Annotated in this window: 11 protein-coding genes and 3 tRNA genes; 9 read left to right on the forward strand and 5 right to left on the reverse strand. The window is 68.3% G+C overall.

What is annotated here, in order from left to right; genetic code table 11:
• Positions 1-23: 23 nt before the first annotated feature.
• Entirely contained in the window at positions 24-1,421 is a 1,398-nt protein-coding gene (locus LRX77_RS06475) for an FAD-dependent oxidoreductase (RefSeq protein ID WP_231832100.1), read from the forward strand.
• A 28-nt stretch (positions 1,422-1,449) separates the two neighbouring features.
• Here LRX77_RS06475 and LRX77_RS06480 read toward each other — a convergent pair whose 3' ends face one another.
• Entirely contained in the window at positions 1,450-1,941 is a 492-nt protein-coding gene (locus LRX77_RS06480; RefSeq protein WP_231832101.1) for a DUF4190 domain-containing protein, read from the reverse strand.
• Positions 1,942-2,084: 143 nt separating this feature from the next.
• On the opposite strand from LRX77_RS06480, the gene LRX77_RS06485 reads away from it, so the two are divergent.
• Positions 2,085-3,206: a hypothetical protein gene (locus LRX77_RS06485; protein WP_231832102.1), complete on the forward strand. Its 1,122-nt coding sequence runs from the start codon at positions 2,085-2,087 to the stop codon at positions 3,204-3,206.
• Between the two features lie 52 nt (positions 3,207-3,258).
• Here the strand turns inward: LRX77_RS06485 and LRX77_RS06490 are convergent, their stop codons facing one another.
• Genes LRX77_RS06490 through LRX77_RS06500 form a run of 3 tightly spaced genes read right to left on the reverse strand, consistent with a single transcriptional unit; the run spans position 3,259 to position 4,842 of the window.
• Positions 3,259-3,513, reverse strand: a complete 255-nt coding sequence (locus LRX77_RS06490; protein WP_231832103.1) for a hypothetical protein — start codon at positions 3,511-3,513, stop codon at positions 3,259-3,261.
• Positions 3,510-4,343, reverse strand: coding sequence for a tetratricopeptide repeat protein (locus LRX77_RS06495; RefSeq protein ID WP_231832104.1), 834 nt, complete (start codon positions 4,341-4,343; stop codon positions 3,510-3,512). Before LRX77_RS06495 ends, LRX77_RS06490 begins: the two co-directional genes overlap by 4 nt.
• A gap of 10 nt (positions 4,344-4,353) precedes the next feature.
• A complete protein-coding gene (locus LRX77_RS06500) occupies positions 4,354-4,842 on the reverse strand; it encodes a YajQ family cyclic di-GMP-binding protein (RefSeq protein ID WP_192496571.1) in 489 nt (162 codons plus the stop codon).
• Positions 4,843-4,942: 100 nt separating this feature from the next.
• On the opposite strand from LRX77_RS06500, the gene LRX77_RS06505 reads away from it, so the two are divergent.
• From LRX77_RS06505 to LRX77_RS06515, 3 genes are all read left to right on the forward strand, one after another.
• Positions 4,943-5,024: transfer RNA gene (locus LRX77_RS06505), tRNA-Tyr, on the forward strand.
• Positions 5,025-5,153: 129 nt separating this feature from the next.
• Positions 5,154-5,225, forward strand: a tRNA-Thr gene (locus LRX77_RS06510).
• Positions 5,226-5,308: 83 nt separating this feature from the next.
• Positions 5,309-5,382, forward strand: a tRNA-Met gene (locus LRX77_RS06515).
• Between the two features lie 282 nt (positions 5,383-5,664).
• Here LRX77_RS06515 and LRX77_RS06520 read toward each other — a convergent pair.
• The gene (locus LRX77_RS06520; protein ID WP_231832105.1) at positions 5,665-8,484 is read right to left on the reverse strand and encodes a cation-translocating P-type ATPase; all 2,820 of its coding nucleotides are present in this window, start codon (positions 8,482-8,484) and stop codon (positions 5,665-5,667) included.
• Positions 8,485-8,554: 70 nt separating this feature from the next.
• Between LRX77_RS06520 and LRX77_RS06525 the strand changes: the two genes are divergently transcribed.
• From LRX77_RS06525 to LRX77_RS06540, 4 genes are all read left to right on the forward strand, one after another.
• Entirely contained in the window at positions 8,555-9,442 is an 888-nt protein-coding gene (locus LRX77_RS06525; protein WP_231832106.1) for a helix-turn-helix transcriptional regulator, read from the forward strand.
• Between the two features lie 101 nt (positions 9,443-9,543).
• Complete coding sequence (locus tag LRX77_RS06530; RefSeq protein ID WP_231832107.1) at positions 9,544-10,428, forward strand: ABC transporter ATP-binding protein; 885 nt, start codon at positions 9,544-9,546, stop codon at positions 10,426-10,428.
• Positions 10,425-11,480, forward strand: a complete 1,056-nt coding sequence (locus LRX77_RS06535; RefSeq protein WP_231832108.1) for an iron-siderophore ABC transporter substrate-binding protein — start codon at positions 10,425-10,427, stop codon at positions 11,478-11,480. Before LRX77_RS06530 ends, LRX77_RS06535 begins: the two co-directional genes overlap by 4 nt.
• Complete coding sequence (locus LRX77_RS06540; RefSeq protein ID WP_231832109.1) at positions 11,477-13,549, forward strand: iron ABC transporter permease; 2,073 nt, start codon at positions 11,477-11,479, stop codon at positions 13,547-13,549. Before LRX77_RS06535 ends, LRX77_RS06540 begins: the two co-directional genes overlap by 4 nt.
• Positions 13,550-13,562: the final 13 nt, after the last annotated feature.

Consider the following 13,562-nt stretch of genomic DNA (forward strand, 5'->3'; position numbering starts at 1 on the left):
AGATTCAGCAAGGAGTCGCACGCATGTCAGAGTCGTCAGCGAGACAGCCGAAGAAGATCCGGGTCGCCGTCATCGGTGCCGGCCCGGCCGGCATCTACGCATCCGACATTCTGCTGAAGGCCGAGCGGGACTTCGACGTGTCGATCGATCTCTTCGAGCGTCTGCCCGCCCCGTACGGGCTGGTGCGCTATGGCGTGGCGCCCGATCACCCGCGCATCAAAGGCATCATCAATGCGCTGCGTGAGACGCTCGACCGCGGTGACATCCGCATCTTCGACAACGTCGACTTCGGGCGCGACATCACGCTCGACGACCTGCGCTCGCACTACCATGCCGTGATCTTCGCGACCGGTGCGCTCGAGGATGCCCCCCTGCGCATTCCGGGCATCGACCTGCCCGGGTCGTATGGTGCGGCCCGTTTCGTCAACTGGTACGACGGGCACCCGGATTTTCCGCTGGAATGGTCGCTCGACGCCCCGCACGTCGGCGTGGTCGGCAACGGCAACGTGGCGCTCGACGTGGCGCGCATGCTCGCCAAACATGCCGATGACCTGCTGCCGACCGAGATTCCGGCGAACGTCTATGCGGGGCTGCAGGCATCGAAGATCACTGATGTGCACGTCTTCGGGCGCCGCGGCCCCGCCGACGTGAAGTTCACGCCGCTCGAGCTGCGCGAGCTGGGCGAGGTGCCCGACGTCGACATCGTGCTCGATCCGGCAGATTTCGTCTACTCCGAGGCCGACGAGGCTGCGATCGCGAAGAACAACCAGAAGAAGGTCATCCGGCGCATCTTCGACAAGTGGCTGCAGCGGGAGCCGGGCACGGCCTCGCGACGGCTGCACCTGCACTTCTGGCAGCGCCCGGTCGAAGTGCTCGGCGACGATCACGTCGAGGGCCTGCGCCTCGAGCGCACGCAGGTCGACGGCGAAGGCCACGTGGTCGGCACCGGCGAGACGCATGACGTCGAGCTCGGTCAGCTCTACCGCGCGGTCGGCTACTACTCGTCGCCGCTGCAGCAGGTGGCCTTCGACGAGGTGCGCGGCGTGATTCCGAATGAGGGCGGTCGGGTCATCGACGAGGGGCAGGCCGTGCTCGGCGAGTACGCGACAGGCTGGATCAAGCGCGGCCCGGTGGGGCTGATCGGGTCGACCAAGTCGGATGCGCTCGAGACGATCACCAATCTGATCGACGACGTGCACGCCGGTCGTATCTGGCAGCCGACGGTCGCCGCCGAAGAGACCATCCCCGAGCTGCTGGGCGACCGTGGCGTCGACTTCACCACGCTGGAGGGCTGGCACAACCTCGACGCTGCCGAGCGTGCGCTCGGCGAGGCGGTCGATCGCGAACGCGTGAAGATCGTCTCGCGTCAGGGCATGCTCGACGCGAGTCGCGCTGCGAAGGGCGCCGATTCGGCCGAGTAGCCGTCAGCTTCTGCCGCCAGGCGTCGCCTCAGTAGTTGTAGGTGGCCGTGTTGGCGATGACGATGAAGATGAACGCGAACCAGAGCGCCGTCAGACCGAGACTGATGTAGCTGATGATCAGCCCGGCGAGAGCGAGACCTCTGCCGCCTTCGCCTCGAGTCTTGATCTGGTTCATGGCGATGTGCCCGAAGACGATGCCCAGCACGTTGAACACGAACGCGAAGATCAGCGAGAGAATCGCCATCGTGTTGGTCGGCGGCGTTGGCGTGTAACCGTACTGGCCCTGACCTGGCGCGGCGGGATAGCCCGGTGCGGCAGGGTAGCCCGGGGCCGCAGGGTAGGCCGGGGCGGTGGGGTAGGCCGGTGCTCCGAGCTGGGGCGGCTCCGTGGGGAGGCCGGGAACTGCGTCGTAGCCATGCACTGCGTCGTAGGCGGGGGGATTCTGCGGAGGGGTGCCGTATGGCCCAGAGCCGGCCTGATACCGGTTCTCATTCGGGCTCGGGGTGGACGGATCTGGCATGTCTGCTCCTCATTCGAACGGTCAGCGGGCTCTCTGACTGTATCGTGTGCGGGTGTCGCTGTCTGTACCGGTGACGCCTGTCGCCAGATGCCGACCCCGGCTAGGCTTGAGATGGCAGCCCGAACCTCTGAGGTCAGGAGACAATGATGAACGCGCCCAGCCCGCAGGATCCCCAGCTTGGCCAGCAGACGCCACTGCCGCCCGTGAATCCGTCCCCTGCCGACCAGCCGCGGCCTGCATCTGCGCCGCCCTCGGCGCCGGTCTCGCCGGTCTCCGGCTTCGGCGACACGCTGCGGCCGCGAGCGGCGAACAAGATCCCGACCAACCTCTGGATCGCCATCGGCGCGCTCGTCGCGGTCACCCTCTTCGTGATCATCTCGCTGTTCTTCGGAGACGTTCCGGCCAAGGGCGGCAAGGTGACGGTCACGGTGGTCTATTTCGCGGCGTTCATCGGCATCACGATCGGCGAGCTGAGCATCGCAGACCGTGACCGCTTCTATCCGGTGCCGTTGGCGATCGTGAGCAGTGTCTATGTCGTCGCATTCGGTGTGATGCTGACCTGGATCGAGCCGGTGCGTCAGATCAGCGACGTCTACCCCTACCGCAGCAGCGTCTCGACCGCGGGCCAGAACGCCGCATTGGCGATCGGGCTGCTGATCCCCCTGATCATCGCGGCCAAGGCGCCGGTCGCGGCGGCGCGATTCACGTTCAAACAGGCCGGTGAGAACGCCGTGCTGAAGTTCCTGGCCTTCGCCTCGGCGGGGCTGTTCTCGCTGTTGGCCGTGATCCTGTTTCTGCCGACCCTGCTGCAGCGCTCGTTCCGCGTCGACGCCGGGGAGTGGTTCGGGCGTGTCATCGTGATCGTGCTGATGCTCGCGTTCCTCGCGATCAGCGTGTTCATCCTGCTGGCCTGGACGTTCAACGCCGACGACCGCCGCGCACGACGTCTGGAACGTCAGCAGAGCCTGGCCCGGCAGCGGCAGCAGCCGTACAACTCAGAGACGCCCCAGCAGCCCGCTGCAACCCAGCCCGCTGTCGTGCCCGAGGCCTCAGCCGCACCCGAGTCTCTTGTGTCGCCTGCTGCTGAGTCGACGCCGCACCTGCCGTGGCCCGTCTTCGAAGACGGCTTTACCCCGTTGCCGGTCGACCCCTACGGCAGGCCGGCGTTCAGCGTGCTGCAGCCTTTTGCCGGTCGCACTGAGCCGGTGGTCGAGGGGTCGCCTGAGGCCGATGCGGCGATCGAGCGGGCACGGCGCGGGAACTGAACGGGCGCTGGCACTGAGCCAGACACGGCGGGAGGGGCCGTCGGCGCCTCGGTCACCGTCGGCGCCGGGCTCCTCTGCCATTCTCTCGGTCTCGATCGTCTTTGGCCTTTGACGGTTGGATGACGAGGCCGCTGATCAGACCGATGCCCAGCCCGACCAGCGAGTACAGCCATTCGCCGGTGATCGCGAACATGATCAGCCCGACGATCGCGCCGATGATCAGGCCGAGAATGATCTGCCTCTTGCCGATCGCGCGTTCTTGCTCGGTCGGCTTCGTCACCGGCTTCTTGGCCCTGCCCTGGCTCATCTCGTTCCTCGGTTCTTCGCTCGGGGGGCGGCGCTCTCACGACTGCCGCCGTCTGCAGCGTCATCGACGGGCTTCGAGTGCTTGGGCGCAGGTCTCGATGCCTCGGCCGGCCGGTCTCCCGGCTGATCTGCCGGGCTCGCCGCCGACGGGGGAGCCTCCCGCAGGTCACGGCGGCGCACGGATGTCATGGAGCGGCGTCCCGGTCGGCGTGCGGTCTGCTGAGGGCGTGCACGGCTCTCGGCTGACCCTGCCGACTCGCCTGAGTCGACATCCATCGACTGCACACGCAGGTCGCGACGCCGCAGGGGTGCTCGCACTCGGTCGGTCGGGTCGGTCTGGGGCGGCACCGAGTCAGACGGCTTCGGCGGCTGGCGCAGCTCGGCTGGCATGCCGAGCAGACCAAGCGCCATGTCGACGACCTCGTCATGTCGACCGAGATCGGCGAGCGTGCGCACCTTGAGGGCGGCGAACCAGCGCCCGGGTTCTTCGCCGGGGTACTCGGCGAGGCCGAAGTCGAGCCAGCGCAGAGCGTCTTCACCGCGGCCGAGCGAGCGCAGCGAATCGGCCATCTGCAGAATGGCCAGCGGGCGGTTCTCTTCGCTGAGGCCGCGCTTGATCACGAACTCGAGGAAGAGCTGGGCCTTGAAGTGGTTGTTGGCGTAGTAGTAGGCGCTGGCGAGCTGGAAGACGTCGTCGGGATCCTGGGCGTCCATGAACGGCACGAGCTCTTCGAACAGGCGCACGGTCGACTCGGGGTCGGTGTCTTTCGCGACGTTCCACGCCTGCTCGGCGATCCGTCTCCACAGATGCTCCGTGGACTCACTATGCATACAGGAACCTCTAGCGGTAGTTCGTGAACTGCAGCGCGACGTCGAGATCGGCGCCCTTCAGCAGTGCGATGACCTCTTGCAGGCTGTCGCGGCTCTTCGACGACACCCGCAGCTCATCGCCTTGGATCTGGGCTTTCACGCCTTTGGGGCCGTCGTCGCGAATCAGTTTCGCGATCTTCTTCGCCTGATCTTGGGCGATGCCTTCGACGAACGAGCCCTGGATGCGGTATTCCTTGCCGCTCGCGGCAGGCTCGCCGGCGGTGAAGGCCTTGAGTGAGATGCCGCGTTTGATCAGCTTGGTCTGAAAGACGTCGAGCACCGCGCTGGCGCGCTCTTCGCTGTTGGCGATGATGAGCACGTCTTCGCCGCTCCAGGCGATGGACGCGCCGGTGCCGCGAAAGTCGTAACGCTGTGAGATCTCTTTCGCCGCCTGGTTCAAGGCGTTGTCGGCCTCTTGACGGTCGATGGAACTGACGATGTCGAAAGAGGAGTCTGCCATGTGACCGATCATACAGAGAACGACTGTGGATTTGTTTTGCGAGTGGGGGATGCTGCTAGTATCCTTATCTGGTTGCGGTCTTCTTCGAATGCCGCAGCACGGCGGGTTACCCGAGCGGCCAAAGGGAGCTGACTGTAAATCAGCCGGCACAGCCTTCGCAGGTTCGAATCCTGCACCCGCCACGCCGAGCAGTGAATCTGGCAGGACGACTCAGTCGTACAGCCGGTTCGCCGCTCGCACTCCGGTTTGTCGACTGGGGGCCTGAAGATGTTATTGTCTTATGGTGCCTCGGCCGGTCGGCCAGGGTGCATGCCTCGATAGCTCAGTGGTAGAGCACTTCCATGGTAAGGAAGGGGTCGCGAGTTCAATCCTCGCTCGAGGCTCACAGTGCGGGTGTGGTTCGGCTGCAGCGGCCGCTGGTCCTTTCGAACTTTCCCCACCTGGATGCGGCCTCCGCATCTTCCCTGGCTGGGTAGCTCAGATGGTAAGAGCGCACGACTCATAATCGTGAGGTCGAGGGTTCGATCCCCTCCCCAGCTACAACAGACGCAAGGCCCTGCTCCCCGCAGAATCACTGGGGAGCGGGGCCTTCTTCATCGGCCGCGATGGGGCCCTTATGACACTCCAGGCTGCATTTCTCTCTCTCGCCCACGGCGAAATCTGACGGGCATCGTGCTGTCGTCGCGACCGGCGCGGTCGATCTGCATGTGGTCGGCGTGGTGCGCTTCGACGTGCGCCCGGGGCTGGGCAACGTCTCGGGCGACACAGTCTTCGCCTGAGCCCAGCCGTGACCGAAGTGAGCAGTCGGGTGTCAGACGCTGCTCACACCCGATGCCCGGTGGCCCGGGCGAAGCCCTCGCGTGCCAGCCCCATCACGACCATCGCGCAGATCGGCGGCAGCCAGAGCGCCGGCGTCAGCGGCGCGGTGCCGAAGAAGGCACCGACGAACGGCACGTAGACGATCACCAGCATCACCACGATCGCGAGCAGGCAGGCCAGCCAGAACCAGCGGTTGGTCAACTGGTGTCGGCTGAAGATGCCGTGCACGCTGCGCCGGTGCACGATGTTGACCAGCTGCGTCAGCAGAATCGTGGCATAGGTCACCGTGGTGGCCGCGGCGATCTCTGCGGCGCCGCCACCGCCGAGGCCGAGCCCCTGCAGCGGGTAGGCGACGAGATAGGCGAGTGCGGCGAGCACACCCATGACCGTGCCGCTGAATACGACGTCGGTGATCGAGTGCCCCTGCAGAATGCGCGCCTTCGGGTCGCGCGGCGGGCGGCGCATGTTCTCGCCCTCGGCCCGGTCGGAGCCGAGCGCCGAGATCGGGATGATCTCGCCGAGCACATCGACCGCCAGAATCTGCAGCACGTTGATCGCGAGCGGCAGACCCAGCAGCGTCGTCAGCGCGAGGCTGATCATACTGACCACGAACTCGCCGACGTTCGAGGTGAGACAGCTGAGCACGCCGCGCGAGATGTTCGTGTAGATCGTGCGGCCCTGCCCGATGGCATGCACCAGGGTCGCGAAGCTGTCGTCGAGCAGCACGACCTCGGCGGCCTGCTTGGCCACGTCTGTGCCGGTGCGCCCCATGGCCACGCCGATGTTGGCGCTGCGCAGTGCGGGTGCGTCGTTGATGCCGTCGCCGGTCACAGCGACCACGTGCCCGCTGTCGCGCACCAGGGTGACGATGCGCATCTTGTCTTCGGGAGCCACCCGGCTGAACACCACTCCGCCGCCCAGCGCGTGCCGCAGCACCTCGGCGTCGGCCATGGTGCGCAGCTGGTCGCCGGTGACGACGGCGAGGCGGCCGGCCTGATCGGCGAGGCCGGCCATCTTCGCGATCGCCGCGGCGGTGAGCGCCGAGTCGCCGGTCACGATGCTCACGTTGATGCCGGCGGCCCGCGTCTCGGCCATCGCACCGGGCACCTCGTCGCGCAGCGGGTCGCGCATGCTCACGAACCCGAGCAGCAGCAGGTCGTGTTCGACGTCTTCGATGCCGAGTGCAGTGAGCGTCGAAGCGGTCGTGTCGGCAGGTGTCGTCGCAACGAGCGAGGTCACGTCGCGCACGGCGAAGGCGAGATTGCGCAGCGCCTGTCCGGCGGCCCGGCGCTGGGCCTCGAGAAAACGACTGCGGTCGTCGTCGGTGATCGGGCGCACAGTGTCGCCGTCGAGCACACGCGTGCAGACATCGAGCAGCGACTCCGGCGCGCCCTTGACGTAGGCGACGTGGCGGGCCGGGCCCGCTCCGACCACGCGACGCACCGATGTCATGCGTTTGCGCTCCGAGTCGAAGGGCAGCTCATGCTCTTCGACGCGGTTGCGCTGCAGCGCTTCGAGGTCGACGCCGGCCTTGACCGCGAAGGGCAGCAGCGCGCCCTCGGTGGGGTCGCCGAGCACATGCCAGTCCGGGTGCTCGTCGTCGGGCCGCAGCAGGCGCGCGTTGCCGGCCAGCACCCCGGTCTCGGCGAACACTCGCTGCCAGTGCGTCGGTGTGATGCGAGCACCCTGAACATCGTGGATCTCGCCGTCGGGCGCGTAGCCGCTGCCGGTGACCGTGAACGGCGCGAACCCGATCTCTGCGCTCACCACGGTCATCTCGTTCCGTGTCAGTGTGCCGGTCTTGTCGGTGCAGATGACGTGCGTCGCTCCCAGCGTCTCGACGGCGCTGAGCTTCTTGACCAGCGCGCGGCGGCGCGCGAGCGTCTCTGAGGCCTGTGCCAGAGCCGTGTTCACCTCGGCCGGCAGGCCTTGCGGCACGAGTGCGCAGGCGAGGCCGACCGCGAAGAGCAGCGCCTCGCGAAAGGGCATCTGCGCGATCACGGCGAAGACCAGCAGCACGGCCGCGAGCACGGCGACGGCGATGCCGATCACGCGTGCGATCGTCGACATCTCGCGCTGCAGCGGGCTGGGCGTCGTCGGCGCCTGATCGCTGAGCCGGGCGATGCGCCCGAGTTCGGTGCGCATGCCGGTGGCGATCACGACGCCGAACGCCTCGCCGGTGCCGATGTCGGTGCCGGTGAAGAGCAGGTTGCGCCGGTCGGCCAGGGGCACCGGATACTCCAGCGCGGCGACCGTCTTGCGGGTCGGATTGCTCTCACCGGTCAGTGCGAACTCGTTGGCGCTGAGCGCCTGCGCCTCGATCACGCGCATGTCTGCGGGCACGGAGTCGCCCTCGGCCAGATGCACCACGTCGCCGGGAACCAGCGTTGCCGTGTCGACCTCGGTGATGCGACCGTCGCGCAGCACGTCGGTCGTCGGGGTCACCAGCGCCTCGAGCGCCTGCATCGTGCGTTCGGCGCGAGCCTCTTGGACGAACCCGATAGTGGTGTTGATGAGCACCAGCACCACCAGCACGACAGCTGTCGACCAGTCCCCCAGGTAACTGACCACGACGGCGCATGCGAGCAGCAGCAGCACGAGCCAGTCGCGAAACTGCGCGAGGTAGCGCATCACCGGGCTGACCCGGCCGACTCGAGCGATGCGGTTGGGGCCGGTCTCGGACAGCCGGTCGGACGCCTCTGCCGAGCTGAGGCCGGAACGTGAGGCGTCGAGCGTGCTCAGCGCGGCGTCGGCAGAGATGGTCGAGAAGTCGGTCGTCGCGGCGGTCGTCGCGCCGGTTGCAGAGGAATCATCGTTGCGCATCGGATCAGAACCTCTCTCCCAAGTGTTCAGTCATCATGCTAGCGAGGCGAGGATGACGTAGTCTGCAGCGATGATCAGCACACAGACGGCGGGCACAGTCGTGCCCGATCAGTCCGGGCTGCGACGTCTCCGGGCAGATCGATCGAGTCGCGGCACGTGGCGCAGAGAGCCGAGCACCCACGTGCGCACCGGGACGACCACGGTGCCGACCGAACCCGGCGCATTCACCATTCTGGCCGAGCTCGAGGTGCCGCATTCCCCTCAAGAGTGGGCTCCGCACTCGCACCCGCACCACGAGTTGGTCTGGGGCCGTGGCGGCACGGTGACCGCACGTGTCGACGATGCCGTGTTCACGGTCTCGGAGGGCTGCGGGCTGTGGATCCCCGCCGGCATGGTGCACGCCGGGCGGCTGACCGCCGAGCTGGAGTTCCACGACGCCTTCTTCGCGGCGGGCCGCACCCCGGTGGCCTTCGCCGAACCGACGGTGATCGAGATGAGCCCGCTGCTGCAGTCGCTGCTCTCGCACCTGATGAGCCCCGGGCTGACCGATGACGCGCGCGCACGAGCAGAAGCCGTCGTGTTCGACGTGCTCCGGCCGGCGCATCGACAGCTCACGCTGCGCCTGCCGGCCGACGGGCGCATCGCCCCAGTGGCCGAGGCGCTCATGCTCGATCCGGCCGACGGGCGTTCGCTCGACGAGTGGGCGCTCGCTGCGAAGATGAGCGTGCGCACACTCTCGCGGGCGTTCCGGGCTTCGACCGGGCTGTCGTTCGGGCAGTGGCGGCAGTCGCTGCGCATTCACCATGCGCTCGCCCTGCTCGATGAGGGGCATGACGTGCAGCGGGTGTCGGCGCGGCTCGGGTATGCGCAGCCGAGCACATTCATCGCGGCGTTCCGACGTCTGATGGGTGTGACCCCGGGTGTCTACGTGACCGAAAAGCCGTACTCCCTGTCGTGAAATCCTGATTGCGGCCAGTTCGTCGCCGACTCTATCCTGTTCTGCGTGCAGGCAACCCTAACCTCCCTCAGACGCAACCATGTCATGGCTGTGATCGGCCGATGACGTCCGCGAAGACCCTGCACGGCGATCGGCTCGTGCTGAGATACGGTCGTTCGGTCGTGGTGCACGGCGTCTCGGTGCGTCTGCGGCCCGGTCGGGTCACTGCACTCGTCGGCCCCAACGGCAGCGGCAAGTCGACGCTGCTGCGCGCACTCGCTCGTCTGCACGACGTCGCCGACGGTCAGGTGCTGCTCGCCGAGGGCGCGGGCGCAGACGGCGCAGGCGCAGCGGATGCCGTGGGCACGCCCGTCTCCCTGCTCACCCGTCGCGATTTCGCGCGCGAGGTGACGCTCTTCGCGCAGACCCATGCCGCCCCGGAAGGGCTCAGCGTCGCTGAGATCGTGGCCTTGGGCCGGCACCCGTACCGTCGCAGGCTCGGTGGCCTGAGCGACGACGACCGTCGGGCGATCGACCACGCGATGCGGGTGACCGGTCTGCAGCACAAGACCCGGCATGCCGCGGGCGAGCTGTCGGGCGGTGAGATGCAGCGCGTCTGGCTGGCCGCGTGCCTGGCGCAGAGCACCGGCGTGGTGCTGCTCGACGAGCCGACCAACCATCTCGATCTGCGCTATCAGGTCGAGACGCTCGACCTGATGCGCGAGCTCGCCGACGCGCACGGCGTGGCCGTGGGCGTCGTGCTGCACGACCTCGAACAGGCGGCGAGCGTGGCCGATACCCTGCTGCTGCTCGACCATGGTCGCGTGCATGCAGCAGGCGAACCTCGCGAGGTGCTCACCGCCGAGCACATCCAGGGGGTCTACGGCATCCCCGTCGAGGTCGGCGTCGACCCGCGCAGCGGCGCGCTGCACATCGACCCGGTCTCCAGCCGCCGTCGGCCGCGCACCTCCATTCCCCGAGAAGAAACCCGAAAGGATCACGAATGATCTCCGCCCCCAGAATCGCCGCCGCTGCGGCAGCCCTGATCGCGGTGTCGCTCACCGCGGCCGGTTGCGGCACCACGACGGTCGATCAGAGCGACGCAGCCGCATCCCCGGCCTCCCAGAGCTGCGCAGATGACACGACCACGACATCCACCGGCCCCGTCGACCTGACCGACGGCGTCGGCCGTCAGGTGCACCTCGACAAGCCCGCCGAGCGCGTCGCCGTGCTCGAATGGCAGCAGACCGAAGACCTGCTGAGCCTGTGCGCCTCGCCCGTCGCCGTCTCAGACCCGGAGGGCTACGCGACCTACGTGAGCGCTGAGAGGCTGCCCGACCAGGTGACCAATATCGGCGAGCGGGGTGAGCCCGACCTCGATGCACTGTATGGTGCCAACCCCGATCTGATCGTGGTCGAGGCGTTCAGCGCCGACGACGAGCTGATCGGCAAGCTCGAGCAGCGCGGCGTGCCGGTGCTGGCGACCCTGGGCGCCGACGCGGCAGACCCGATCGGCAACATGAAGCAGGTGTTCTCGCAGATCGGCGAGGCCACCGGTCGCACGGAGCGCGCCGATCAGGTGATCACCGAGTTCGACGAGCACCTCGCTGCGGCGAAAGACAAAGTGGCCGACGCAGACCTGCCCACCAAGAGCTTCCTCTTCTTCGACGGCTGGATCGAGGGCGGCAACGTCGCGATCCGTCCCTACGGCAAGGGCGCGCTCTTCACTGCGCTCGGCCAGCAGCTGGGCCTCGAACCGGCGTGGACCGACGAGATCGACGCGGCCTACGGCAGCGGCGGCGTCGACCCGGCGTACGGCCTGGCTCAGACCGACATCGAAGGCCTCACCGCAGTGGGCGACGCGAACCTGTTCTACGCCAGCGACGACACCCCCGACAGCTATGTGACCGAGCTCGAGAAGAGCCCGATCTGGTCGTCGCTGCCCGCTGTGCAGCAGCACCGTTCGCATGCCTTCCCCTCAGGCGTCTGGGGCGCCGGAGGGCCGCGCTCGAACGAGCAGGCGATCGACGCCTTCGTCGACGCGATCACCCAAGGGTGACCGAGCCGCGTCAGCACACGACGACCCCGTCCGGCATCGCCGGCGGGGTCGTCGTGCTGGTCGGGCTCGCCATCGCGGTCGTGGCAGTCGGCGTCTGGCACCTGACGCAGGGCACCTCGGGCGTCGGCGCCTGGGATCTGCTGCGGGCGCTCGGCGGCTCTGGCCAGACGGTCGGCGGCGTTCCCCTCACCGACGTGCTCACCGGGTCGCGCCTGCCCCGACTCTTCGCCGGCATCGCAGTGGGCTTCGCGCTCGGAGTCGCCGGTGCGCTGCTGCAGTCGATCACCCGCAATGCACTTGCCTCGCCCGACACCATCGCAGTGACCTCCGGGTCGTACTTCGCGCTGGCGGTGGTCGCCGCCTTCGGCATCGCCGTGCCGCTCTGGGCGTCGGGGCTGGTCGCGTTCGCCGGCGGGCTGCTGGCGGCTGCCGTCGTGCTCGGGCTGGCCGGCAGCGCTTCGGGCGCGGCCACCACACGGCTGATCCTGGCCGGATCGGCCATCGCCATGGCCCTCGACGCCGCGACCGGCATGCTGCTGATTCTCTTCAAAGAGAACACCACCGGACTCTTCGCCTGGGGCAGCGGCTCGCTGGCGCAGCTGAACCTCGACGCCGCGATGCGCGCGATGCCGATGATCGTCGTCGTGCTCGTCGCAGCGCTGCTGCTCTCCCGGCATCTTGACGTGCTGCGGCTGGGCGACGACACCGCCGCCTCGCTCGGGGTCTCGGTGCGTGGCACGCGCAGCGTCGCAGTGGTCTGCGCCGTGCTGCTCGCCGCCGTCGCCGTCACGCTCGCCGGGCCGATCGCCTTCGTCGGGCTGGGTGCGCCGGTGGTCGCACGCCTGGTCTCGAGCCGGATGCCGGCGTTGCGCCGACACGCGCTGCTGCTGCCCGCCTCGGGGCTGCTGGGCGCCCTCCTGCTGCTCGCGGCCGACGCCCTGCTGCGAGCCCTGATGGGGGCCCAAGCGGCGGCGTCGATCCCGACCGGCGTGCCCACCGCGCTGCTGGGCGCGGTGGTGATCGTCGTGCTCGCGATGCGTCTGCGCGATGCCGGGGCCTCACGGCCGCAGCAGCGTGCGCGTTTCGGCGTGCGCAGCAGTCGACGGTTCGCGGTGGTCGTGTGCGGCAGCCTGGTGCTGCTCGTCATGGCGGTCGTCGTCGGCCTGCTGGCGGGCAGTCTCTGGCTTCGGCTGGGCGATATCGTGCTGTGGGTGCAGGGAGCCGCGCCCGACCTGATCGAGCGCGCGCTCGACGAGCGGATGCCCCGAGTCGCCGCCGCCGTGCTGGCCGGTGCCGCACTGGCGCTCTCCGGATCGGTCGTGCAGGCCACGGTGCGCAACCCGCTCGCCGAACCCGGCATCCTCGGCATCACCGCCGGAGCCGGGCTGGGCGCGGTCTGGGTCGTGACCAGCGGTGCCGGCGGTCGACCTCTGCTGATCGGCATGGCGGTGCTCACCGGTCTCGCCACGTTCGCACTCATCGCCGTGCTGGCCTGGCGGGGCGGGCTGCGACCCGATCGATTCGTGCTGATCGGCATCGGCTGCGGCTACGGGCTGACCGCGATCACCACGTTCCTGCTGCTGCGGGCGGATCCCTGGGACACTCCGCGCATCTTCACCTGGCTCTCGGGCACGACCTACGGGCGCACGCTTGTCGACGTGCTGCCCGTCGCGATCGCTCTGCTGCTGCTGACGCCGGTGCTCGTGGCCATGCGCCGCCAGCTCGACGTGGTGTCGATCGACGACGACACGCCGCGCCTGCTCGGCATCGCACTCGAACGCACCCGACTGCTGCTGCTCACGATGGCCGCCGTGCTCGCCGCCGTCAGCGTGGTCTCGATCGGCGTGGTGGGGTTCGTCGGTCTGGTGGCGCCCCACTTGGCGCGCTCGATCGTGGGTGCGCGGCATGGCCGCATCATTCCCGTGACGATGATCTTCGGGGCGCTGCTGGTCGCGATCGCAGACACGCTCGGTCGCTCTCTGATCGCTCCTTCGCAGATTCCGGCGGGCCTCATGATCGCGCTGGTCGGAGCGCCCTACTTCGCCTGGCTCATGCGCCGGTCGCGCTGAGCGCCGCGCCGGG

The organism is Pseudoclavibacter sp. 13-3 (assembly GCF_021168475.1).
GTDB lineage: Bacteria > Actinomycetota > Actinomycetes > Actinomycetales > Microbacteriaceae > Pseudoclavibacter_A.

Bases quoted from the DNA above. Each gene is read 5' to 3' on its own strand.
- LRX77_RS06475 (WP_231832100.1), top strand. From the start codon at position 24: ATGTCAGAGTCGTCAGCGAGACAGCCGAAGAAGATCCGGGTCGCCGTC.
- LRX77_RS06480 (WP_231832101.1), bottom strand. From the start codon at position 1,941: ATGCCAGATCCGTCCACCCCGAGCCCGAATGAGAACCGGTATCAGGCC.
- LRX77_RS06485 (WP_231832102.1), top strand. From the start codon at position 2,085: ATGATGAACGCGCCCAGCCCGCAGGATCCCCAGCTTGGCCAGCAGACG.
- LRX77_RS06490 (WP_231832103.1), bottom strand. From the start codon at position 3,513: ATGAGCCAGGGCAGGGCCAAGAAGCCGGTGACGAAGCCGACCGAGCAA.
- LRX77_RS06495 (WP_231832104.1), bottom strand. From the start codon at position 4,343: ATGCATAGTGAGTCCACGGAGCATCTGTGGAGACGGATCGCCGAGCAG.
- LRX77_RS06500 (WP_192496571.1), bottom strand. From the start codon at position 4,842: ATGGCAGACTCCTCTTTCGACATCGTCAGTTCCATCGACCGTCAAGAG.
- LRX77_RS06520 (WP_231832105.1), bottom strand. From the start codon at position 8,484: ATGCGCAACGATGATTCCTCTGCAACCGGCGCGACGACCGCCGCGACG.
- LRX77_RS06525 (WP_231832106.1), top strand. From the start codon at position 8,555: ATGATCAGCACACAGACGGCGGGCACAGTCGTGCCCGATCAGTCCGGG.
- LRX77_RS06530 (WP_231832107.1), top strand. From the start codon at position 9,544: ATGACGTCCGCGAAGACCCTGCACGGCGATCGGCTCGTGCTGAGATAC.
- LRX77_RS06535 (WP_231832108.1), top strand. From the start codon at position 10,425: ATGATCTCCGCCCCCAGAATCGCCGCCGCTGCGGCAGCCCTGATCGCG.